Origin of the sequence: Adhaeribacter swui (genome assembly GCF_014217805.1) — a bacterium.
Classification (GTDB): domain Bacteria; phylum Bacteroidota; class Bacteroidia; order Cytophagales; family Hymenobacteraceae; genus Adhaeribacter; species Adhaeribacter swui.
The window spans coordinates 3,108,287-3,132,224 of sequence record NZ_CP055156.1; the positions used below are offsets into that span (position 1 = coordinate 3,108,287).

General features: G+C 45.1%; 15 protein-coding genes. 13 read left to right on the forward strand and 2 right to left on the reverse strand.

All coding sequences use genetic code 11. From position 1 onward, the window contains the following. The first annotated feature begins 123 nt into the window (after nt 1–123). From HUW51_RS13230 to HUW51_RS13240, 3 genes are all read left to right on the forward strand, one after another. The gene (locus HUW51_RS13230; protein WP_185270117.1) at nt 124–3,114 is read left to right on the forward strand and encodes a T9SS type A sorting domain-containing protein; all 2,991 of its coding nucleotides are present in this window, start codon (nt 124–126) and stop codon (nt 3,112–3,114) included. 236 nt (nt 3,115–3,350) lie between these two features. Further along, the gene (locus tag HUW51_RS13235; protein WP_185270118.1) at nt 3,351–5,288 is read left to right on the forward strand and encodes a glycoside hydrolase family 88/105 protein; all 1,938 of its coding nucleotides are present in this window, start codon (nt 3,351–3,353) and stop codon (nt 5,286–5,288) included. 181 nt (nt 5,289–5,469) lie between these two features. After that, the gene (locus tag HUW51_RS13240; protein ID WP_185270119.1) at nt 5,470–6,084 is read left to right on the forward strand and encodes a short chain dehydrogenase; all 615 of its coding nucleotides are present in this window, start codon (nt 5,470–5,472) and stop codon (nt 6,082–6,084) included. A gap of 273 nt (nt 6,085–6,357) precedes the next feature. On the opposite strand, the gene HUW51_RS13245 is transcribed toward HUW51_RS13240, so the two are convergent. Then, the gene (locus HUW51_RS13245; protein WP_185270120.1) at nt 6,358–6,927 is read right to left on the reverse strand and encodes a pentapeptide repeat-containing protein; all 570 of its coding nucleotides are present in this window, start codon (nt 6,925–6,927) and stop codon (nt 6,358–6,360) included. A gap of 391 nt (nt 6,928–7,318) precedes the next feature. Next, nucleotides 7,319–9,292 (reverse strand): ATP-binding protein, encoded by a 1,974-nt coding sequence (locus tag HUW51_RS13250; RefSeq protein ID WP_185270121.1) that lies wholly within the window; start codon nt 9,290–9,292, stop codon nt 7,319–7,321. Between the two features lie 279 nt (nt 9,293–9,571). On the opposite strand from HUW51_RS13250, the gene ccoN reads away from it, so the two are divergent. The 10 genes from ccoN to uxaC all read left to right on the forward strand — a co-directional run bounded on the left by ccoN (nt 9,572) and on the right by uxaC (nt 23,768). Further along, a complete protein-coding gene (ccoN, locus tag HUW51_RS13255) occupies nt 9,572–11,749 on the forward strand; it encodes a cytochrome-c oxidase, cbb3-type subunit I (RefSeq protein ID WP_185270122.1) in 2,178 nt (725 codons plus the stop codon). 485 nt (nt 11,750–12,234) lie between these two features. Further along, complete coding sequence (locus tag HUW51_RS13260; RefSeq protein WP_185270123.1) at nt 12,235–12,432, forward strand: hypothetical protein; 198 nt, start codon at nt 12,235–12,237, stop codon at nt 12,430–12,432. Beyond that, nucleotides 12,429–13,298: a cbb3-type cytochrome c oxidase N-terminal domain-containing protein gene (locus HUW51_RS13265; RefSeq protein ID WP_185270124.1), complete on the forward strand. Its 870-nt coding sequence runs from the start codon at nt 12,429–12,431 to the stop codon at nt 13,296–13,298. Before HUW51_RS13260 ends, HUW51_RS13265 begins: the two co-directional genes overlap by 4 nt. 1,022 nt (nt 13,299–14,320) lie before the next feature. Beyond that, nucleotides 14,321–15,721: a cytochrome c oxidase accessory protein CcoG gene (gene ccoG / locus HUW51_RS13270; protein ID WP_185270125.1), complete on the forward strand. Its 1,401-nt coding sequence runs from the start codon at nt 14,321–14,323 to the stop codon at nt 15,719–15,721. A 388-nt stretch (nt 15,722–16,109) separates the two neighbouring features. Further along, complete coding sequence (locus HUW51_RS13275) at nt 16,110–16,586, forward strand: FixH family protein (protein ID WP_185270126.1); 477 nt, start codon at nt 16,110–16,112, stop codon at nt 16,584–16,586. A gap of 1 nt (nt 16,587) precedes the next feature. Continuing rightward, the gene (locus HUW51_RS13280) at nt 16,588–17,298 is read left to right on the forward strand and encodes a sulfite exporter TauE/SafE family protein (RefSeq protein WP_185270127.1); all 711 of its coding nucleotides are present in this window, start codon (nt 16,588–16,590) and stop codon (nt 17,296–17,298) included. 71 nt (nt 17,299–17,369) lie between these two features. Beyond that, on the forward strand, nt 17,370–18,245 hold the full coding sequence (locus HUW51_RS13285) for a universal stress protein (protein WP_185270128.1): 876 nt from the start codon (nt 17,370–17,372) through the stop codon (nt 18,243–18,245). Nucleotides 18,246–18,315: 70 nt separating this feature from the next. Next, the gene (hemN, locus tag HUW51_RS13290; protein WP_185270129.1) at nt 18,316–19,686 is read left to right on the forward strand and encodes an oxygen-independent coproporphyrinogen III oxidase; all 1,371 of its coding nucleotides are present in this window, start codon (nt 18,316–18,318) and stop codon (nt 19,684–19,686) included. Nucleotides 19,687–20,530: 844 nt separating this feature from the next. Then, on the forward strand, nt 20,531–22,051 hold the full coding sequence (locus tag HUW51_RS13295) for a tagaturonate reductase (protein WP_185270130.1): 1,521 nt from the start codon (nt 20,531–20,533) through the stop codon (nt 22,049–22,051). A 271-nt stretch (nt 22,052–22,322) separates the two neighbouring features. Beyond that, a complete protein-coding gene (gene uxaC / locus HUW51_RS13300; protein ID WP_185270131.1) occupies nt 22,323–23,768 on the forward strand; it encodes a glucuronate isomerase in 1,446 nt (481 codons plus the stop codon). The last annotated feature ends 170 nt before the right edge of the window (nt 23,769–23,938 follow it).

Here is a 23,938-nt window from a genome sequence, read left to right on the forward strand (position 1 = left end):
TATCTATTTTTAAAGACTCTTCTTTCGGGCCAGCGGAATTCAAGTGCCATTTACCTTTAAATATTCCGTTGCCACAATCCTTTCTTCCATTTTGTTGATCAAACAATTTAAAATCCAAGAATTATGTATTTACGATTACATCGTTTTTACCGGAGCTATTTATGCTGGAACCGGAAGCAAAGTTGGCGTTGCTTCTTTGTTAGCTTGCTTCTTCAAGGAGTTTTGCCGGTAGCTATTTTTGCTCAAACTAAATTATGGGATAAGACTATTGGGAGCGATAGTTACGACGATTTATACTCGCTCCAACAAACCCTGGATGGTGGGTTTATTTTGGGTGGTTATTCTGCTTCCGGTAAAAGCGGTAATAAATCAGAATCCAGTAAAGGATATCATGATTACTGGGTAGTAAAACTAAATGCTAATGGCAACCAACAATGGGATAAAACCATCGGCGGTAATTTCAGCGATGATTTAGCTATGTTGCGTCAAACTCAGGATGGCGGGTATATTCTGGGCGGTACTTCTTTTTCGGGCAAAAGCGGCGATAAAACCCAAAGCAACCAAGGTCATAATGATTACTGGGTAGTGAAGTTAAAAGCGGATGGAAGTAAAGATTGGGATAAATCTTTCGGCGGAAATGCAGAAAACTATCTAACCGCTATTCAACAAACCCGCGATGGTGGGTTTATTCTAGGTGGATATTCTTCATCGGGAAAAAGCGGCGATAAATCTCAGGAATCTAAAGGAAGCTTTGATTTTTGGGTAGTGAAGATAAAGGCCGATGGTACCAAAGAATGGGATAAAAGTTTTGGCGGCAACAATAGCGATTTATTGTACGCTCTTCAGCAGACCAACGATGGAGGTTATATTTTGGGTGGCACTTCCGCTTCGGGCAAAACCGGGGACAAAACGCAAAGCAATAAAGGCGATTGTGGCAATTTCGAGTGTATTACCACGGATTATTGGGTAGTGAAACTAAACCAAGATGGCTCTAAAGCCTGGGATAAAACTTACGGCGGCAATGCTGCTGACCGGTTAAGAACTTTACAACAAACCCAGGATGGTGGGTTTATTCTCGGTGGTCACTCCCGTTCTGAAAAAAGCGGCGACAAAACAAGTGCCGGTGAAGGTGAAAATGATTATTGGATAATAAAGCTAAATAACAACGGCAACAAAGTCTGGGACAAAACTTTCGGGGGCCAGAATAATGATTATTTGTATTCTCTCCAACAAACTACTAGTGGCGGGTATCTGCTGGGAGGAAGCTCTAAATCAGAAAAAGGCGGTGATAAAAGCCAGGCCAGTATAGGAACTAGCGATTTCTGGGTAGTAAAATTAAGAGCGGATGGGAGTAAAGAATGGGATAAAACCATGGGTGGTAACGGCGAAAGCTATTTATCTGCTCTAATCCAGGCAAACGATGGTGGGTACATTCTGGGAGGTGTTTCTTCTTCCGGGAAAAGCCAGGATAAAACCGAAGATTCTAAAGGCGGATTTGATTTCTGGGTAGTGAAACTAACTACCCTGGTAACAGCTCAATGGAATATGCGCTACGGCGGTTCGGGAAAAGACAACTTTACAACTGCTATTAGAACAAAAGACGGCGGTTATTTATTTGGCGGATTTACCACATCAGGAGCGAGCGGAGATAAAAGCCAGGCGAGCCAGGGTAAAAACGATTACTGGATCGTGAAATCAGATAAAAACGGGAAAAAACTCTGGGAAAAAAGCTTCGGGGGCCAGGAAGATGATTACTTAAACAAGATAATTCAAACCGCGGACGGCGGGTACTTACTAGCCGGTTCCACGTATTCCGGAAAGAGTGGCGATAAAAGCCAGACCAGTAGAGGCGACCGGGACTATTGGGTAGTAAAAGTAGATCAACAAGGCACCAAAGAGTGGGACAAACGTTATGGCGGCAGCGGCAGCGACGAACTGAAACAAGTCCTGCAATTATCATCTGGCGCTTACGTATTGGCCGGCACCACCAACTCTCCTGCTACCGGCGACATTTCGCAGCCCAGCTTAGGCAAACAAGATTACTGGGTGATCAAGATTAATTCTGCGGGCACGCACCTTTGGAACAAGCGCTTTGGCGGAAGTGCGGATGAAACTTTGGAAAGTATAGTGTTAACCCAAGACGGAGGCTTTCTTTTAGGAGGATCTTCTGATTCTAACAACAGCGGAGACAAAAGCGAAAACAGTAAGGGAGGCAGCGATTACTGGCTGGTACGAATCAGTGATACTGGCCAGAAAGTATGGGATAAAACCTATGGCGGTAGCGGCGAAGACAAACTCATGGCTTTGGCTAGTACGGGAGCAACCACCGGTAACTACATTTTAGGCGGTACGAGCAGCTCGGGTAAAAGCGGAGACAAGAGCCAGCCGAACCAGGGTGGGAAAGATTACTGGATACTCCAGGTTTTTGACACCGGTAAAAAAATGTGGGATAATCGTTATGGAGGTAGCGGCGATGATGAATTACGCACGATCCGACTTACCGCCGCTGGCGGTTACTTGTTAGGTGGTAGTTCTACTTCCGGAGCAAATGGCAATAAAAGTCAAGATAGTCAGGGAGCGAGTGATTACTGGTTACTGCAAACCAACAATAAAGGAGAGAAAGAATGGGATCAGCGCTTTGGAGGCAGTGCCAAAGAAGAGTTGCGGGCGGTAGTACCTACCACCGATGGTGGGTACTTACTGGGCGGCCGCTCCGACTCTGGCGAGAGTGGCGATAGAACCCAGCCCAGCCAGGGAGGTACCGATTATTGGCTCGTGAAAATAGCCCCGGTTTCCAGTTCCATTGTAGCCAGCCGGGAAATTAGCTCGGTAGAAGAAGTAGGTGAAGCACCGCCCATGCAATTAAACGCTTATCCAAATCCATTTGGCGACCAATTAGCCATTAGCTTTACTTTACCCGAAACCCAACCTGCCACTGTACTTATCTATGATAGCCAGGGTAGAGCCATCGCCACCTTGTTCCAGGGAGAAGCAAAAGCCCATCAAACCTATGAATTAAACTGGCAGGCAAGTAAAAAAGCAGCGGGTTTATATTTTCTGCAACTGCAATCGGCTACTAAAAAACAACAATTAAAGCTGCTGCTAGCGAAGTAAACCAACTTTAGCGGAAGCGATAAGGTAGCGAAGGGGCTTACCTTTGTAGCTTCAGGCTCTGTTTCAAATTCTGCAGCAGTATATTATCTGAGTTAGAGTAAAATAGTTTCTGTGCCATCATTTAAACAAACTTCTGTGGAAGCTAACCGGATGCTGGACTAAGCTATGAGGAAACAACTCAGCCTGGTTTTTTAAAAAATCATTTGAATTTACGGTTTAAGTTAAATGCAAACAGTATGAAAAAGTATATATTCTTGGTGTTAGTAATAGCCGGCCATTGTGTGCCGGTATCATTGTCTTACAGCCAGACGCCAGGCCCTGCCTGGTCCGATAAAATGGCCACTACAGCCATGACGATCTGGAAAGATTCGCTGGTAGTACAGCCTGGTAAACCAGTTACCTGGAACTCCGACGAAGGATTGGTGCTGGAAGGTTTTACAAACATTTGGCGAAGAACCGCTAAAGGCGAATATTTTAAGTTCATGCAGACCAGTATGAACCGATTTGTGCAAAACGACGGCTCTATTGCCCGGTACAACCCCGCGGAGCAGCAACTAAATAATTTAAAAAATGGCCGGATTTTATTAACCCTGCATAAAGTAACCCTGCAGAATAAATACTACCAGGCAGCCACTTTACTACGTCAACAATTATCCACCCAGCCCCGCACCAAAGAAGGTAGCTTCTGGCACCAGAAATTATATCCTTATCAAACCTGGCTCGAAGATTTGTACCTGGCACAGCCTTTTTACGCCGAGTACGCGGCCACCTTTAATCGGCCGGAGGCTTTCGATGACATTGCGAACCAGTTTATTAACCTAGAGCAACACGTGCGGGATACCAAGACCGGCTTATTACATCCTGGTTGGGACGAATCGAGAAAGCAAACGGGCACGGATAAAAGCAGTAATGCAGCTTCGGATTTCTGGGGCCGCGGCATGGGCTGGTTCGGCATGGGCTTGGTAGATGTGCTGGAGTATTTTCCGACGAATCACCCACAACGGGCCGCTTTACTGCAAATGCTGGGGCGTTTTGCCGCGGCCGTAGAAAAAGTACAGGACCCCCAATCAGGATTATGGTACCATATTTTAGATAAACCCACGGCTCCCCACAACTTTCCGGAAGCTTCGGCGTCTAATATGCTGGTTTATACCCTGGCCAAAGGGGTGAGATTGGGATTTTTACCGATCAAATACGAAGCGGTGGCGCAAAAAGGCTACGCCGGAATTACGAAAGAATTTGTTAAAACCGATGAAGCGGGTCAGGTAAATCTGCATGGTACCGTTAAAGTTGCGGATCCAGGCGGAAGTCCTTACCGCGACGAAAGTTCTGATTTTTTACGCAGTGAAAAGCGGGTAGTCAATGATCCCAAAGGCGTGGGCGCTTTCTTACTAGCCGCTAATGAAATGGAGCTGCGGGTTATTCCTGCGGTGGGCAAAGGAAAAACCATTTTACTGGACGGGTATTTTAATAACGAGTTTATGAAAGATGCCAGCGGCCAAACCATTCCGTTTCATTACAAGTGGGAAGAGCAAGGGAATAACGGCTTTTCTTTACTAGGCGACCACGCCCGCTACCGGGGTGCCCAAACTTTAGAACTAAAACAAGCGCCCACCACCGAAAATTTAAAAAAAGCCAGTGTTTACATTATCGTGGACCCAGATACCGAAAAAGAAACAGCCCAGCCCAATTATGTAGAACCGGCGCACGTAAAAGTTATTTCGGATTGGGTGAAAAACGGGGGCGTGCTGTTACTCATGGGCAACGATTTACCCAATGCTGAATTCGACCGGTTTAATACTTTGGCTCAGGCATTCGGGATAGAATTCAAAAAAGAAACTAAAAACAAAGTGGTAGGCAATCAGTTTGAAATGGGAAAAATTGTGGTGCCGGCCAATCATTCCATTTTCAAAACAGGTCGTCAGCTTTTTATGAAAGACATTAGTACTTTAACCCTGAAAGCGCCCGCCAAATCTGTTCTGGATCACAAAGGCGACGTAGTAATGGCGGTGGCTAAGGTAGGCAAAGGTACCGTGTTTGCCGTAGGCGATCCCTGGCTCTACAACGAGTACACCGATGGCCGCCGGCTGCCGGCCGAGTACCAGAATTTTGAAGCGGGTACCGATTTATTAAACTATTTGCTTAGCCAGGTACCCGCGCCCAATAATAATTAAAAAACAAAGGTAGCCATAAGCATCATAAAAGGATTAGAAGAACATTGGTGCGACCCTGAATTCTGATGGCAGGAACCTGTTCTGTAGTTTTATAAATAAAATTGTTTTGCCGAACCTGATTTAAATCTTATCTAGTAAGCCAATAACAAACTATAAAACTAACTTATTTAAAACAGACCTGATGAGAATAGTTGTTTTGGGTGCCACCGGTACCATTGGCAAAGCCGTAGCGGAGTTGTTTCGGGAAAAAGGCCATGAAGTAATTGCCGTTTCCCGTTCTTCGGAGCCAGCGGTAGATATTGAAAATCCGGCCAGTATTCCGGCTTTTTTTGAGCAAGTAGGCGAGGTAGATGCCATTGTGAGTGCGGCGGGAAGCGCGGCATTTGTGGCGCTACAAGATTTAACCGAAGAACAAATTCAGTTGAGTTTAACGAGTAAACTGATGGGGCAGATTAATCTGGTGCGCCACGGATTACCCAAACTGCGCCCGAATGGAGTGGCGGTAATTACCGGCGGTTTTCTGGCGTACGCCCCCGCGCCGCAAACCAGCATGATTGCCATGGTAAATGCCGGTCTGGAAGGTTTTGCCAAAGCGGCCGCTCTGGATTTTACCGAAGGTCGCCGGATTGTTATTGTGCACCCGCCTTGGGTAGCCGAAACGGCGGAGCAACTCGGTATGGACCCTACGCCTTGGCCCAACGCCGCGAAAACCGCCGAAGCTTATTTGGCAGCCGTAGAAGGTTCACAAACCGGGAAACCCATTTTTGTAGAAGGATACGCCCCGGCCGATCTTTAAAAACCGAAAAGCCTGCTCCTAGTTCTGGAGCAGGCTTTTATTTAGAACAAAATAGGCTTTTGCAAAATAAGTAAAAAGTACCTCTTCGGACGTAGAGTTTTAAGTATTGATAAATACCACTTTCGCGAGCGTCTACGCTCGTGAAGATTATCGGGGAGGCCTCTGGCCGGGATAACCCATGTACATATATTAAAAGACTTGGAGTTAAATTACTATCGGCCAGAGGCCGGACGATGAGCAACACGAGCGTGGACGCTCGCGTAATTCTAAATTTTACTCAATCACCAGGTCGTATTTGGCGAGTAAGCCGCTTAAGCCCGCCGACGAGAATTTTGTTTTTTTTGCGGTGTTTAACTCTAAATCAATGGCGTAATTATAAGCCGTCCGGAAATCGGTTTTGGTGAGATTAGTGCGGTTGAACAAGGTTTGGTATAAATCGCAATTTAGAAATGCTGCTTCGCTCAAATCGCATTCGGCAAAGTTGGCCTCTTTAATGCTGCAGGTATCGAAGAGGGTTTTTTTTAATTTTTTGCCCACGTATCTGGTAAAATCCAGGTTGCTGTGGTAAAAAGAAACGGCAAACAAAAAATTATCGCAGCGGCTAAAGTTTAAACCCAGCAACTTGGAATTTCGGAAAGCCACGGTTTGCAGTTTGGCCTGGTCCAGGTTCGCCAAACCCAGGTTACAGGTCTCGAAAGTACAATCAATAAACAAAGCCCCGGAAAAAGAGCTTTCGGCAAAATTGCAGTTTTTAAACGTACAGGCATTAAACTCGATACCCGCCAGCTTCTTCCCCAAAAAATCAATTTTATCAAAAGTCTCTTCTTCGTGCAGTAATTCCATAAGCGTGTTTTAGGTACACAAACTTATGGGTTTTAATTTGGAGAGTAACTTTTAAGATGAGGAAATTTGGGGATAGCACCAAACTATGGTGTGGAAGTTACCTCCATGGCTAATTATAGAATAATAGGATAGAAAGCACTCATAATAACGGTGAATGGTAGTCAAGCCAAGTTTCTAAGAAGAGAAAAAGCCAAGTAGAAAAAAGAATAAGGAGGGTCTTAGTTTCCGCTGATCAAGCAGGCAGGCTCGTTTTGGCAGGCGTTTTACTGTTTGCTTTATACTTTTGGTTTGTCCTAATCAGGAAATTGGCTTTCCTCAGTTATGCATGGAGCCGCTAACTCGGACCCTATGCATAATTGAGAAAACTACTAGCTGAAGGTTATCTTGATTTCTATAAGAAAATATTCTCTCCATATAATTCTCTGTGATAGCTTTGTACATTATCTACATCATTCAGAAATATTATAAGTTCTTTTAATGCAATGACATAAAAATTAGTATTACCGGAATTGAGTACATGAGTAAGCCCATGAAAGTCCCGTTGATGCAAATTATCTAAATCAAGAAATGAAATTGCTTCATAGTTTTTTCTCCATTCAGTTCCCATTTCCCAAGTAATTACTAAATGAATATCTTTTTCATTTTTATATCCACTTTCAAATTCATGAATAAGAGCGTCAAGATTATATTTGTATTCCAATATTTTTGGAGGACTAGTATGTTCAGTTTTAAAATGTAATTCTTCGACTCCTAAAGGATTAAGTTCTTTATCAAACACGTGATTAGATATTGGTTCCTTTACTACAAATTTGTATACTCCATCATATTGTTTTGTCTGACTTGTTGCTAAAAGCTTAATTCCTCTTATTACGCCACCAGCAATTAATTGATTAAATAAAACAATTACATCTTGTTCAGACTGAGGTTCCGATGTAATAGAAATTTCATTAATTGGTGCAAAAAAATTCTTATTATTTAAAATCAGGGGCTTAGTACTCTCGTGGTATTCTTGCTGCTTTATCCATTCATGCAATTCAACTTCTTTAACAATGTCCGGTTTTACACCTGTGTCTGTTTTTAATAAATCTTTCCATTTTTTAAATCTATTTACAATTGAAACTGAAATCTTTTCGGCAGTTTCTTTTAATTCAGGTTGAAAGCCCTTCCTCCCTAAATCTGGATCCGCATCCTTGAAATGAACAATTACGTGGCATTGATTCTGGTATCCAATATTGGAAGTTAAAGGGATTGCAATAAGTTCTCCTTGAGGCATATGATTATTAGCCAATTGAAGCCCTCCTTTTAGTACTCTATACCCTCTTCTTAATTTGGCAATTGAATCATTGAATTGGTCCCATACAGAAGTTGAATAGGTAAAATAGCCATATGCCTCAATTTTATATTCTTCTATATGATTTTCAAATTCCTTTTCGCCATTTCTTAATTCTTTTAACTCCTCAGTAGTGAAAAATTCATAAAGGCCATTAGATTTAGAGAATTTTTGAGGGATCTTTGATGCATCCTTTCCTTGTTTTATAAGTGTCTGTTGAGCTGTTAAAACTTCCTTTAAATTAACACTTGCTTTGATTTTAAGGTGGGGGTATAAATATTTAGCTTCTATGTCTGTTAAGGTATTTTCTTCACCGCTTTTCATTATTACCTTTAAATCAAACTTAATACATGAATTGCCACCAGTTAGGTAATCGATACTTCCTAGTGGGGTTTTAACTAATAATAAATACATCCACTGGTCTGGAGTGGTGGCCGTGTACCAGGAAAGGTCTTTGGGTCTAGTATTTTCTCCACCAAACTTTATTTTAAAAGTAGACCCTCTTTCAATTTTATCAAAATCCTCGTTATTTATCTTAACAGGTTTAACAATCGGTCTAGTTTTGATACCTCTGTAATCTTCAACCCAATCTCTTCCCCCTATCAATTCACCTGAATAAGTATGACCATTACCCTTAGTTCCAAACTGCAAATAATCAAATCCATATCCAATATATGTTGCGCCAACACCTTTGTTACCCCTTGATTCACTATCTCCTTTAAAGGAAATATTAGGCGCTAAAAAAGATTTAAATTCTTTTTCATTGAAACCAATTCCATTATCTGTTATAGAAAAAGAATTTTCCGATAAATCTATTGTTAGCCAAATCTTTTTAAAATAATTAGAATCCAGTTTTAATGCAGCCCGTTTATCGACGGCATCCATAGCATTTTGTATTAATTCAGAAAACGAATCATACATTCCTACGTAGGATTTTAAAATATTTTTTATTTCTCTTTTTTGAGCTGCTGAGATTATTTCAGAATCAGCTTCTTTACTACTTAATAAAGGATCCCACCAATTGTTCTCGATCATAAAATTTTCTAATAAGGGAAAATAGCTTGTAAATATTTTTTGCTTCTTAATTTATAAATTTAAAAGGATTTTTAGATGCAGTATATAAAATTTTATAAATACATTGAATTAAATGTATTGTATACCTAATCCTAAAACAGTCTAATTACTGAAAACTCTAGAATCGCTAAGCTTTTTTATAATCTCCCCCTGACAACAATCACCCCCTAAACTGACGTACGTCATCTTTTAGCCTAAGCCTCTTGCGGATATTTGTGGTGTTCTAAAACTAACACGCACATGTTAACGCAAACAATTACTCTTCCCAATCAGCCGCTTTACGCCGAGCAGGACAGTTTGCTGGATAAATTCTTTTACGATAACAAGATTGTCCGCGACTTCGGTTATGCCACCCTTTTTTGGGGGGTGGCCGGTATGCTCATCGGGGTCATTATAGCCTTTCAGCTGGCCCGCCCCGAACTAAATATGGGTACCCAATATACCACGTTCGGCCGCGTACGGCCCCTGCATACCAACGCGGTAATTTTCGCCTTTGTGGGCAACGGTATTTTTATGGGAGTGTATTACTCCCTGCAACGCCTCTGCAAAACCCGGATGTACTCGGATACACTCAGTAAAATCCATTTCTGGGCCTGGCAGCTCATTATTGTGTCGGCGGTAATTACCTTGCCGCTTGGGTACACCACCTCTAAAGAATACGCCGAGCTGGAGTGGCCCATTGATATTGCCATTACGCTGGTGTGGGTCGTATTCGGCTGGAACATGTTTGGTACTATTCTGCAACGCCGCGAACGCCACTTGTACGTGGGTATCTGGTTTTACATTGCTACTTTTTTAACCGTAGCGGTGCTGCACATTGTAAACTCTTTCGAAATGCCGGTTACTTTCTTAAAAAGTTATTCGGCTTACGCCGGGGTGCAGGACGCGCTGGTGCAGTGGTGGTACGGCCACAACGCGGTGGCCTTTTTCTTAACCACGCCTTACCTGGGCATGATGTACTACTTCTTACCCAAAGCCGCTAACCGCCCGGTATATTCCTACCGCTTATCTATTATTCACTTCTGGTCCTTGATCTTTATTTACATCTGGGCCGGTCCGCACCACTTGTTATATACTGCTTTACCGGACTGGGCGCAAAGTTTAGGTGTCGTTTTCTCGGTGATGCTGATTGCGCCAAGCTGGGGCGGGATGATTAACGGGTTGTTAACCCTGCGCGGTGCCTGGGATAAAGTACGCGAAGAACCGGTGCTGAAGTTTATGGTAGTTGCTATTACGGCTTACGGTATGGCGACTTTCGAAGGCCCGATGCTTTCTTTGAAAAACGTAAACGCTATTGCCCACTTCACCGACTGGATTGTGGCCCACGTACACGTAGGCGCCCTGGGCTGGAACGGTTTCCTGACATTTGGTATTCTCTATTGGTTGTTGCCCCGCATTTTCCAGACGAAATTATATTCTAAAAAATTAGCCAATACCCACTTCTGGTTAGGCACCCTGGGTATATTGTTTTACGCCATCCCGATGTACTGGGCCGGTTTCACGCAAGGTTTGATGTGGAAACAGTTTACCAAAGAAGGATTGCTGCAATACTCTAACTTCCTGGAAACCGTGCTGCAACTGGTACCCATGTATTACATGCGCGGTATTGGTGGCGTGTTGTACTTAGCCGGCGTGTTTATCATGATTTACAACGTGGTAAAAACCGTGAAAGCCGGTAAATTATTAGCCAACGAAGAAGCGCACGCTGCGCCGTTAATGCCAGCCGTAAAAGGTCCGCACCACGATGGGCACTGGCACCGCTGGATTGAGCGCCGTCCGATACAACTGGCTGTTTGGGCAACCGTTGCCATCCTGATTGGCGGAGCCGTGGAAATGATCCCGACTTTCCTGATCGACTCGAACGTACCCACCATTGCCGCCGTGAAGCCTTATACGTCGCTGGAATTACAAGGTCGCGACGTGTATATCCGGGAAGGCTGCGTGAACTGCCACACCCAAATGGTACGGCCGTTCCGCTCCGAAACCGAGCGCTACGGGGAATACTCCAAAGCCGGCGAGTTCGTGTACGATCGTCCGTTCTTGTGGGGCTCGAAACGTACCGGTCCGGATTTGCACCGGGTAGGCGGCAAGTACCCGCATAGCTGGCACTACCACCATATGCTCGACCCCACTAGTATGTCACCGGGCTCTATTATGCCGCCATACCCGTGGTTGTTTGATCAAACCCTGGATATCTCGACTACCGAAGCCAAAATAAACGCGCTCCGTAAACTAGGCACCCCGTATCCGGAAGGCTACGAAAAACAGGCCAACGCCGACCTGCAAAAACAAGCCGAAAAAATAGCCGCAGAACTAGCCCTGGAAAAAATAGAGGTTAAACCAGATAAAGAAATCGTCGCCCTGATTGCCTACCTGCAACGCCTGGGAACAGATATAAAAGTGAAAGAAACCAATTGATCAACCCCTCCGCCTGCGGCACCTCCCCTAAGAACAGGGGAGGAGAGGCAGCAGAAGCTTGAACTAGAGTTCTTCACATCTTAAACAAATAAAATCAACCACCCCCAACCCCTCCTTAGCCAAGGAGGGGAGCTGGGAAAAATGAAAAATTTAAAAAAATAATCAGACAGAGGTTGAACCATAGCAGAAAGTGAGCGAAGACTGGCAATAAAGAAAAAAGTCCCCCTTTGGAGGGGGTAGGGGAAGGATAAAGGCCCGGAAAAATTTCAGCCAGCATACTTTTAAAAGAAGAACATTGCCTTCGCGCAAGCTCCCCTCTTTGGCTAAGGAGGGGTTGGGGGTGGTTGAAAGTAGATTAGCTGTAGTGGAAAGTAACGGCTAAAGAATCCTCCCTCTGCCCCCTCCTAAGGGGGACAAAAAAACTACCAATCTGCCACCTGTAACCTGAAATCAATACAACCTGCAACCTGCAACCCAAAAGAATCATGTATAAAAACGTATTACAATCCATCGCTGGCATCGAGATTTATCCTTTGATCTCCTTTGTCATCTTCTTTGTTTTTTTTCTGGGCTTAACGCTTTACGTCATCTTCGTGGATAAAAAGCACGTGGCGGCCATGAGCGAAATGCCTTTAGTAAACGAGAATAATCCGCAGGGCGGAATAGGAGAGCTGGCGTCATGAAAAATTTTAATTTTTTTGTTAATCACCGGTTAAGAACAACTTTGCTGGGTAGTTTGCTGGTACTTTCTCACTTCGCCCACGCCCAGGAGGCGACGAAAGCAGCTGAAAAAACAGCGCAATTACCGGCCAGTACTTTGCTTCCCCTGGTGTTAATGGTATTTCTGTTCCTGGTGGTTGTGGGTTTTATGGCAGCGGTTTTTATTCAGGCTTTGCCCTTGTTGTTTCATTTCTACGACCATCCGGCTAGGCAAAATACGGCCATGGCCCGGTTCATCGGTTTGTTCCGCGGCGACACGACCACTTTCACCGGTAAAGCCCACGATATTTTAATGGAAGACCATTCCTACGATGGCATTCACGAATTCGATAACGATTTGCCGCCCTGGTGGAAGGCCATGTTCTATGCTACGGCGGTATTTGGGGTGATTTACCTGTTTAACTACCACGTTTTCCAGAACGGACAATTGCAGATTCAGGAATACGAAACCGAAATGCAACAAGCCGCCTTGCTGCATCCGGGAGATTTAACGGGAAATGCCAACGAAAAAACCGATTATAAACCTTTAATCGAAGCTCCCCGACTGGAAGCCGGTCACGCAACTTTTACCCAAAACTGCGCCGCCTGTCACGGTCAAAAAGCGGAAGGTATAGTAGGCCCTAACTTAACTGACGAATACTGGTTGCATGGCGGCGACGTGAACGCGGTTTTTAAAACCATTAAATACGGGGTAACCAGCAAAGGCATGGTGGCCTGGCAAGGCAAACTTTCCGACGACCAGATTCTGGAAGTAGCCAGTTATATCCTGAGCGTAAAAGGCACCAACCCGCCCAACGCGAAGGCCCCGCAAGGTGAAAAAGAAAAGTAGTTTAATTATTCATAAATCTAAGAGGTGAGGGTTTCCCTCACCTTTTTCTGTTTATACTGCAACCATCCTTTGCTCCCAAAAAATTAAATTTTAAAATTTTGATTGGTTTTCATCTCCTCTTTGCCTGGTAAATAAGCTGTATTGTATCAGCTGTGCAAATCCAACATTTGCTCGCGCAGGTGTTAAGCAAAGCGTTACTTGTGCATAAGAGCTCAGGTCAGCCTCCTGACTGAAGTAAAATGGTTTACAATTCGCCAGGCGGGAGACTAGCATTTGGCCATAAGTCTCAAGTCTCCTTCCGCTAAGACTTGCGCTAGGGTTGGGTGTTTAAAAAAGCTAGCGAGAGAAAGTCACGGAAGTAACTTCCGCGCCATAGTTGTGTCAAAAAGATTGTTATAAGCGCATTCTAACTATAATGTTTGAGCATAGATCAACAGTAGCTAAGAGCAACTGACACCAGTTTGGCTATTGAGGGCCTTCTAAGGTTCCGGTTTTGCGCAGCAAAATTCCGCAGACGAAGTCGAGGAAAGGAAGCTTAGACCAGCCCGAAAGAGCCAAACGAGGCCCGCCGGCCACGAGGCAAACTCTGCCCGTTCAAATAAGATGGAACTTCTACATAGAAAGATGAAATCTTTCTAAAAGCAAGCAGTAAAAAACGATCATTCCTTGATCTTTCTAAAAGCCGCAAATATTAGACTTTCAGCAGCTTACGAAAGCAGATTCAGGTTCCGGCTTAAAGCCGGAGTAAAGTCACAGACTTTACATTATAGATAGGTCCAAGTTTGAAAACTTGAACCAGCGAGGATTTGAAAACTTGCACCAAATACAAGCAATCACAATACTCTTGAAATTGCGAAAGCCCTTCAGGAGAACGGGAAACTACCCGTTCTCCTCTGAGAACAATCACTAAACAACATGATCCCCGTCATCTTTATCCGGAAGCAAAAACCAGAATTTTGTAACGAAGCCAAGCGATAAACATGGCCGAAAAATTTTAAACCGCACATTTAAAATTTAGCACAATGAGTCAGGCAGTAGTGGATAAAGAAGCCTTTCGGGATTCGATTGCCACCGTAGATAAAGAAGGAAAACGCGTTTGGGTGTACCCCAAAAAGCCCAGCGGAAAATTTTATGAGTACCGCAAGTTAGTCAGTTACGGCTTTCTGGCCTTATTATTTACTGGGCCCTTTTTAAAAATAAACAATTTACCCTTGCTCATGCTGAACTTCCCGGAACGGAAGTTTATCATTTTCGGGATGATTTTCTGGCCCCAGGATTTCTTTCTGCTGCTGCTCGGGTTTTTGGCTTTTGTGGTATTTATCATCCTGTTCACGATTGTGTACGGGCGCTTATTCTGCGGTTGGGTTTGCCCGCAGACTATTTTCCTGGAAATGGTTTTCCGGCGCATCGAATACTGGATTGAAGGCGACCACATGAAGCAAAAAGCTTTGGATAAAGCCGACTGGAATCAAGAGAAAATTTTAAAAAAATCGGCCAAACACAGCATTTTTCTGCTCATCTCGTTTGTAATCGCCAATACCTTCCTGGCCTACATTATTGGCGTAGATGCTTTAAAAGAAATCGTTACCGACTCCCCGAAAAACCATATTGGTGGCTTAAGTTCTTTGCTGGTTTTTACCGGTATTTTTTACTGGGTATTTGCCCGTTTCCGGGAGCAAGTGTGTACCATTGTGTGCCCTTATGGTCGCTTGCAGGGCGTAATGATGGATAAAAAAACCACCGTAATTGCCTATGATTACGTGCGCGGCGAACCCCGCGAAAAGCTCCGCAAAAATCAGGTGCGTACGGCCGGTGATTGCATAGATTGCCATCAGTGCGTGCAGGTGTGCCCTACCGGCATTGATATCCGGAACGGTGCGCAGCAAATGGAATGCATTAACTGCACCGCCTGCATCGATGCCTGCAACAACATCATGGAAATGATTGGCAAGCCGAAAGATTTGATTAAATACGCCTCCGAAGAAAACATTGCCGAGAACAAACCTTTCCGGGTAACCGGCCGCATGAAAAGCATCAGCGCGGTACTGGTGTTATTACTGGGTGGCTTTGTAAGCTTACTGGTAACCCGCAGCAACGTAGATGCCACTATTTTGCGCACGCCGGGCATGTTGTACCAGAAAAAAGAAAATAACCAGATTAGCAACCTGTACAACATTTCCATCATCAACAAAACCCAGCAGAAAATGCCGATAACGCTCCGGCTCCTGGAGCCGCAAGGCAATATCAAGCTGGTGCGCGACAACCTGGTATTACCCGAGCAAGGCTTAACCGAAGGCGTATTTTTTGCGGAAATTGACCAGAAAGCGTTACACGGCACCAGCACCGAAATTAAGATTGGCGTGTACAGCGGCGATAAGTTAATAACCACCGAAAAAACCAAGTTCCTGGGTCCGGGGCAGTAAAAGCAACCACCCCCAACCCCTCCTTAGCCAAGGAGGGAAGCGTAGAAAATGAAAAATTTAAAAAATCCAACGGCTAGAGGCCGGACGACAGTGAGACACGAGCGAGACGTGCTCGCGCCAGAAATAGAAAAAAGAGAAAAATTTAAAATTATTTCCTATTAACATTTTGCAATAAAAGCTTTTCCAGTTTGGGTTGAGAGGACCTGCTAAGGATTCGGTGCTGAGGAACGAGGCATTCCGCAGTGAAACGAGGAAAGATTCCTTAGCCCGTCCGAACAGCCCAAACGCGGCCCGTCGGCCGGGGAGACCGGAAAGTTAGTTAAAAGTTAAAAGTTTAGAGTTATGAGTTGCATTAACAAAAAGCAACTACTCCATAAAAAACAAGAAAATGAACACAGCAACTATTCATAAAAACAACACCAGTTGGTGGCCCAAATTCATCATCGCGACTTTTATTTTGTTTGCTTTCTTCATCGGCTACATGGTGCGCCAGGCCATGCAAACCGACGTGGATCTGGTGAGCCAGGATTATTACAAAAAAGAAATTGCTTACCAGCAGCACATCAACCAGGTAAAAGAAACCAATGCATTAAGTGCGCCGCTGACGTTTGTGCTGGCGCCGGCGGCCGGGCAGTTAAGCCTGGATTTTCCGGAAACTTTCGCCCACCAGAAAGTAACCGGCACCATTCATTTCTTCCGGCCCTCCAGCGCTAAACTCGACTTTGAACTACCAGTGCAACTAAACGCTGATCGCCAGCAGCACATTGCTACCAGCCAACTAAAGAAAGGTTTGTGGCGGGTACAGATAAACTGGCAGGCTGGTGATAAAGCATATTATTTTCAAAAAGAAATAACCCTGGAATAGCATGATTTGGGCAGGATTTGTTTTCGGGATTTTAGGCAGTTTCCATTGCGTAGGGATGTGCGGCCCGATTGCTTTGGCACTGCCGGTGGGCAGGGGCACTGGCTGGTCGTATGTGGCTGGCCGGCTCCTGTACAATCTGGGTCGCATTACCACTTACACGCTGTTGGGTACTTTAGCCGGATTAATCGGGAAAAGCCTGCAGATAGCCGTATTTCAGCAAACCTTATCGGTAGTATCCGGAGTGCTGATTTTGCTGGTATTGGTGCTGCCGCTTACCATATTTGCCAAGTTCCGGGGACTTACCGGCCTAGGCAAACTCCTGCAATACATCAAAAAAAGCATCGGCTACTTTTTTGGTAAAAACAATATCTGGTCTTTGGGAGTGGTGGGCTTATTAAACGGTTTGCTGCCCTGTGGCTTTGTGTATTTTGCTTTGGCCGGGGCGCTAAGTATGCCCACGGTACCCACCGCTATGGGGTATATGTTTTTATTTGGCCTGGGTACTTTTCCGCTGATGCTGGTAATCTCTTTAACCGGCAAGTTTATGCAACCCCGCATCCGCCATTTCTTCAATCGGGCGGTGCCATATGCCGCCAGCTTTTTAGCCTTATTATTTATTCTGCGCGGTTTAAACTTAGGGATTCCGTACGTGAGCCCCGTCTTGGGGCAAAGCCAAACCACTACGGCCGCAGCACCCGCGCACTGTCATTAAAATTTAAAAAATCAAGAATTCTGGTTTGGGTTTAATCTCGGCTGGGACTTAAAAATATAAAAATAGGAATCATGCAAACGCTTTTAGTTTTAACAGATTTAACGGAAAACAGTGCCAATGCCTATCAATACGCCGTTCAGTTGGCTGGTCAGGTTCAGGCTACCATTAAACTGGTTTACAGCACCAACGGCATAGCTTTGTCACTGCCCAACCATTTGCAGCAAGCCCAAAAACTGCAAAGTTTTGCTAACCGCTACGTTTGTTTTTCAGGCACCGAAGGAAGCAATTTGCAACCCGAGTGTTTGATTGCCAACGACCCTTGGCCCGAAGCTTTGCCGTTGCTGGTGAACGTGCACCAACCCGATTTAATTATTGCGGGTTCCGGCCTACTGGATCAATTGGAAGTTCAGGGAAAAACTTTGGCTTTGGAATTACTGGAGCAATACCCGCTGCTATGGATACCCGAAAAAGCCAATTATCAAACCATCCGTAATTTGGCCTTTATCACCGATTTTACCGACCAGGACCCCGGCACCATTGAGCAGGTAAAACGGTTTGCCGGTATTTTTAAAGCCGAGGTATCCTTACTCCATTTTTACGCACCGAAAGACCGGGCCAAGGTACCGCAAATAAAAAAAGAAGGCGATTTGCTGCACCGCTACATTACCCCGGCCGGCACCCCTTATTTCCTGAAAGAAGAAGAAAACCTGGTAAAAGGCTTGGACGAATTTATTCAGGATAACCCCATAGACTTGTTCGTGGTGGCTACCCGCGACACCTACCTGGCGAATCAGTATTTAAAATCAGATTATTCCCAATACCTGGCCTGTAACCATACCATTCCGCTGCTGAACCTGTACCAGGCTAAAAAGAAATCCTGCGCCGGCAATTGCAGCTTCTGTAAGAAACAGCATGCGGCGGCTGAACCCGTAACAATCCAGTTGTAAAAAAATAATTTGTCTGGAAATAGGGAATTAGGCCTATTCGAGCATACCAAAAAATAAAAAATTTAAAAAAATGGAAACGCTGCCTTCCTGGTTGATTCAAAAATACAATGTGCCGGCTCCCCGGTATACCAGCTACCCCACGGTGCCTTTCTGGGATAAAGAAGCGCCCACCGCGGAACAATGGTTTACCGTCGTGAATCGTACGTTTACGGAATCGAACACCGCCAAAGGAATAAGCTTGTACATTCACTTGCCATTCTGCGAAGCTTTGTGCACGTATTGCGGTTGCAATACCCGTATTACCAAAAATCACGGAGTCGAGCTGGGCTACATTCAGGCGGTTTTACAGGAATGGTACATGTACCTGAACGAGTTTCCGGAAAAGCCCATAATTCGGGAATTACACCTGGGCGGCGGCACGCCTACTTTCTTTAGTCCCGAAAATTTAAAAATGTTGCTCGACGGCATTACCCAGGACGCAATTATTCATCCGGAGCGGGAATTTAGTTTCGAGGGCCACCCCAACAATACCACAGCAGCGCACTTACAGGTATTGTATGATTGCGGTTTCCGGCGCGTGAGTTTCGGTATCCAGGATTTTGACTTACGGGTGCAGAAAACCATTAACCGCTTGCAGCCCTACGAAAACGTACTAAGAGTAACCGAACAAGCGCGCGAAATCGGGTACGAGTCGGTGAATTTTGATTTAATATACGGCTTACCTTACCAAACCCCCGAAACTATTACCGCTACCATTGCCCAGGTAGCCACCTTACGCCCCGACCGCATTGCTTTTTACTCCTACGCCCACGTGCCCTGGGTAAAGCCCGGCCAGCGCAGCTACACCGAAAAAGACTTACCCGACAACGACGCAAAACGTGCTCTGTACGAATTAGGTAAGCAACAACTAACGGCTTTGGGTTACACCGACATCGGGATGGACCATTTTGCCTTACCCCACGACCCGCTGTACCACGCCTGGCAAAATAACACCCTGCACCGTAACTTTATGGGCTACACCACCTGCCACACCGATCTACTCATTGGCCTGGGTGCGTCCTCCATCAGCGATGCCCGCTACGCTTATTTGCAAAACCAGAAAAAAGTAGAAGATTATAAAGCTACCCTTACCAATAATAGCTTAGCTATTTTTAAAGGCCATTTATTGAGTCCGGAAGATTTAATTTTAAAAGAAGCCATCCTGGCCATTACCTGTACCGGCAAATTAACCTGGACCAGAGAATTAATTTCTTTGCTGCCCGACGAGGCGTTTGCTGAGTTAAACCAAATGGAAGCCGAAGGATTAATTCAAAATAAAGCCGATCAGCTGCGGGTTACCAGTCGGGGTAAAGCCTTTATTCGCAATATCGCCATGGTGTTCGATGGCAAACTCCGCAACAGCCAACCAGCTACAAGCCCGGTTTTTAGTAAAGCGATTTAGGTAATTTTTAAAAAATAACTTTTCCTGGCGCGAGCGTCAACGCTCGTGCCTACTATCCGGTAGCCCTCTGGCCGGGCGAGCGAATAAGCTTTTTCTAAAAGAGATTAGGCAGGAAAATTTCTTTCCAAAAGTCTGATTAAGAGTACTACCCGGAAAAGCTAATAGGCATGTTATCTTAAAAATCCTTAGTTCCCGGTCATTCTAAGCCCGGCGAAGAATCTAAATACTACCGTTCATGACGGTCCCTTTAGTTCCCTCGACGAGCTCGTGATGACCAGAAGTAATTTTTAAGGTTATTAAACGGCAGCTAGCCAGCAGGCAAACAGCTAAACATTAATCAAAAAGCCAATTGGCAACAAATTCCTACTGGCCTGTGGCCGAACGATAATCATCACGAACGTGGACGCTCGCGATAGGAGAAAAGCTAATTTTATTTTTTAGAAAAATACCCACGGTTGATCAAGCCGCGGGTAATTCTATTTTCAGCTACCAGTAAAGCTATTTCCTCCGCAAACAGATAACGGTGAAGTCTTTCAAAATCAAACTTGATAAAAGGCGACGCACTACATCGCAAAGTAGTATTTCCGGCATCGTTGCCGGTTTAATCGGTATCGTTACCGGTAAAAAATGCAACTTTTTTACTGCTTTCCAAAAGTATAATCATCTATATTAGCGAATTAACGGCGGTTTTTATCCAATTCAATCGGCTTTACGTTGCATTCTTAAGATTTAGTTTAAGGTGACATTTAACCGATAATTTTTAAATTTTTGCCTCGAATTCAGCCCCGTCCGGAACGAAGCAGGTGGTTTTATTCTCCGGTATTCATTTAAATAGAAATGCACGATGCTCCTAAATCAGGAAAATTTAAAAAATATTATTACCAGCCAGGTGCAGGTACCCAAACCCGAAACCCTGCATTTGCCCGAAAAAGTTTTGCAGTTCGGAACCGGCGTTTTGCTACGTGGTTTACCCGATTACTTCATTCACCAGGCTAACCAGGCGGGTATTTTCAACGGCCGGGTAGTCGTCGTGAAATCCACGGACCGCGGCGATACGGTGGCTTTTGACGAGCAGGATAACTTGTACACAATTTGCGTGCGGGGCATCGAAAACGGACAAACGGTAGAAGAAAATATCATTTGCTCGGCCATTAGCCGGGTAGTTTCGGCAGGTTCGCAGTGGCCCGAAATTTTAAAATTTGCGGCTAGCTCGGATTTAAGCGTAATCATTTCCAACACCACCGAAGTAGGCATTCAACTGGTAAAAGATAATATTCAGGGGCAGCCGCCGGTTTCTTTCCCCGGTAAATTGCTGGCGGTATTGTGGGCCCGCTACCAGGCATTTGCCGGTGACCCGAGTAAAGGTTTGGTGATTGTACCCACCGAACTGATTCCGGATAATGGCTCGAAATTAAAAGAAATCGTGTACCAACTCGCAGAAGAGCAAGTAACTGAACCGGGTTTTCTGGATTGGCTAAATACCAGCACAATTTTCTGTAATACCCTCGTGGACCGCATTGTGCCGGGCAAACCCGATCCGGAAAAATTAGCGGGCTTGGAACAAGAACTAGGCTACCACGACGAACTGCTCACCATGTCGGAAGTATATCGGTTGTGGGCCATTGCGGGCGACGAAAAAGTGCAGCAAGTTCTATCTTTTGCTCCCGTAGATGCCGGGGTAATTATTGCGCCCGATATTGATATTTACCGGGAGTTAAAATTACGGCTTTTAAACGGCACGCACACCTTAAGCTGCGGCGTAGCTTTTCTGGCCGGACTGGAAACCGTAAAACAAGCCATGGCGCACGAGTTAGTGGCGGGTTTTATCGGCGGTTTAATGCAAAACGAAATTGCCCCGGCCATTCCGTACCTGATAGAGCCGCGGGTGGCTCTGGATTTTGCCACGAAAGTACTCGACCGCTTCCGGAATCCGCACCTGGAACACCAGTGGCTCAGTATAACCATGAACTATACCGCCAAATTGAAAATGCGGGTCATTCCGGTTTTACTAAAGTATTACGAACGGTTTAACCAGGTACCAGAGCAAATAGCTTTTGGTTTTGCGGCTTACCTGCACTTTATGCGGGCAACCCGAGTAGAGAACAATAAGTATTACGGTAAGCTAGCTGAGGAAGAATACCTGATAAACGATGACCAAGCGGCGCTTTTACAAGAGTATTGGCAACAAGAAACTCCAGCGGCAGTAACCAGAAACGTTTTACAAAACCCAGAACTATGGGGCATAGATTTAACAACTTTACCCGGTTTTGCCGCCGCCGTTACAAACTACTTAATTCAAATAGAAGAGAAAGGCGTAGAAGCGGTGCTGCAACAGGTAGTCTCTAAGAAAGCAGTTGTTTCGTAAATAATGAATTTCAATTACGAATCACTCTTTGCATTGCCGACAACTTTAGTTGCCAGATTATAATTTTAAAAAATTTGCCCTGGTTGGTGTTCTCACCAACCAGTTGTGCGCCCAAGTCGGGGGCGGTGAAAACCCGCCGGAAGATCAACCTGAATTCATATTTTAAAAATGTAAAACCACTTCTAAGTATTTAATCACCCATTGCATTGCCGGCAACTAAAGTTGCCGGCGCTATCAATTTTTAAAAATTTAAAATTTTACCGTAAAAAGCATGAACCAGGCATCCTTCGCGGCTTCTCCGGAAGCAATTAAAAACGGGAAAAAGTTTTTAGACGAGAATTTTTTATTGCAAACCAAAACGGCCCAACGCCTGTACCACGAGTTTGCCCGGGATATGCCCATTATTGATTACCACAACCACTTGCCGCCCGAGCAAATTGCCCGCAATCACCAGTTTCAAAATCTAACGCAAATCTGGCTGTACGGCGACCATTACAAGTGGCGGGCCATGCGCACCAACGGCGTGCCCGAGGCGTTTGTTACCGGCGATAAAACAGATTACGAAAAATTTGAAAAATGGGCCGCTACCGTGCCGTACACGCTGCGCAACCCCCTGTACCACTGGACGCATCTGGAGCTGCAGCGCTATTTTAACGTGCACGATGTTTTATCGGAGCAAAACGCCCGCGAAATTTACGAAACCTGTACCGCCCAACTGCAAACCCCGGAATACGCGGTGCGCCCACTCTTGCGCCGCATGAACGTAGAAACCGTATGCACCACCGACGACCCGCTGGACTCCCTGGAATACCACCAGCAAATAAAACAAGACAACTTCGAGATAAAAGTATTGCCCGCTTTCCGGCCCGATAAAGCCATGCAGGCCGAAGATGTACCCGCCCTTGCGGCTTACATTCAAAGGCTGGAAGCGCTCACCAACACCAATATTGATTCGTACGATGCGTACCTGACGGCTTTAAAACAACGCCACGATTATTTTGCCCAGAATGGGTGTAAAGTATCCGATCACGGTTTGGAGCAACTGTACGCCGAAGAGTATACCGCTGCGGAAATAGCGCAAATTTTTAAAAAAATTAAAAACCAGCAGGCGCTTACGCCGCAAGAAATACTGCAGTTTAAGTCGGATATGTTGTTTCAGTTTGCCCTCTGGGACCACGAGAAAGGCTGGGTGCAGCAATACCATTTAGGCGCTTTGCGCAACAACAATCCGCGCATGTTACGCCAATTAGGCCCCGATACCGGCTGGGATTCTATCGGCGATTTCCGGCAAGCCCAGGCTTTATCTAAATTTCTGGCCCGCCTCGACAGCGAAGACCGGCTGGCTAAAACCATTCTGTATAACCTGAACCCCGCCGACAACGAACTTATGGCGACCATGGTGGGCAATTTTAACGACGGTTCCGTGCCCGGTAAAATTCAGTTTGGCTCCGGCTGGTGGTTCCTGGACCAGAAAGACGGCATGATCAAACAAATCAACGCGCTTTCCAACATGGGCTTGCTCAGCCGCTTCGTGGGCATGCTCACCGATTCGCGCAGTTTCCTGTCATTCCCCCGCCACGAGTACTTCCGCCGTATCTTGTGCAACCTGTTCGGAGACGACGTAGAAAACGGCGAACTCCCCAATGACCTGCCCTGGATCGGTAAAGTAATCCAGGATATCTGCTACTACAACGCCAAGAATTATTTTAATTTTTAAAAATTTAAAATTTTTGACATGAGCCGCACTTTTCCTTTTTACAAAAGGGGAAGTGCGGTTTTGCTTTTTTTACCTTTAGTTAAAGCTGTTACCGAAGTATTCAGGGGGTGAGATAATATCTAAAAAGTTGTATATTGCAAAGTTCCGGTTATCGGTTGTTTTTGGGCGGA

Excerpts from the sequence above, each read along its gene's own strand:
- HUW51_RS13235 (WP_185270118.1), top strand. The coding sequence starts at position 3,351 with ATGAAAAAGTATATATTCTTGGTGTTAGTAATAGCCGGCCATTGTGTG.
- hemN (WP_185270129.1), top strand. The coding sequence starts at position 18,316 with ATGGAAACGCTGCCTTCCTGGTTGATTCAAAAATACAATGTGCCGGCT.
- ccoN (WP_185270122.1), top strand. The coding sequence starts at position 9,572 with ATGTTAACGCAAACAATTACTCTTCCCAATCAGCCGCTTTACGCCGAG.
- HUW51_RS13275 (WP_185270126.1), top strand. The coding sequence starts at position 16,110 with ATGAACACAGCAACTATTCATAAAAACAACACCAGTTGGTGGCCCAAA.
- HUW51_RS13250 (WP_185270121.1), bottom strand. The coding sequence starts at position 9,292 with ATGATCGAGAACAATTGGTGGGATCCTTTATTAAGTAGTAAAGAAGCT.
- HUW51_RS13295 (WP_185270130.1), top strand. The coding sequence starts at position 20,531 with ATGCTCCTAAATCAGGAAAATTTAAAAAATATTATTACCAGCCAGGTG.
- uxaC (WP_185270131.1), top strand. The coding sequence starts at position 22,323 with ATGAACCAGGCATCCTTCGCGGCTTCTCCGGAAGCAATTAAAAACGGG.
- HUW51_RS13230 (WP_185270117.1), top strand. The coding sequence starts at position 124 with ATGTATTTACGATTACATCGTTTTTACCGGAGCTATTTATGCTGGAAC.
- ccoG (WP_185270125.1), top strand. The coding sequence starts at position 14,321 with ATGAGTCAGGCAGTAGTGGATAAAGAAGCCTTTCGGGATTCGATTGCC.
- HUW51_RS13240 (WP_185270119.1), top strand. The coding sequence starts at position 5,470 with ATGAGAATAGTTGTTTTGGGTGCCACCGGTACCATTGGCAAAGCCGTA.
- HUW51_RS13260 (WP_185270123.1), top strand. The coding sequence starts at position 12,235 with ATGTATAAAAACGTATTACAATCCATCGCTGGCATCGAGATTTATCCT.
- HUW51_RS13265 (WP_185270124.1), top strand. The coding sequence starts at position 12,429 with ATGAAAAATTTTAATTTTTTTGTTAATCACCGGTTAAGAACAACTTTG.
- HUW51_RS13280 (WP_185270127.1), top strand. The coding sequence starts at position 16,588 with ATGATTTGGGCAGGATTTGTTTTCGGGATTTTAGGCAGTTTCCATTGC.
- HUW51_RS13285 (WP_185270128.1), top strand. The coding sequence starts at position 17,370 with ATGCAAACGCTTTTAGTTTTAACAGATTTAACGGAAAACAGTGCCAAT.
- HUW51_RS13245 (WP_185270120.1), bottom strand. The coding sequence starts at position 6,927 with ATGGAATTACTGCACGAAGAAGAGACTTTTGATAAAATTGATTTTTTG.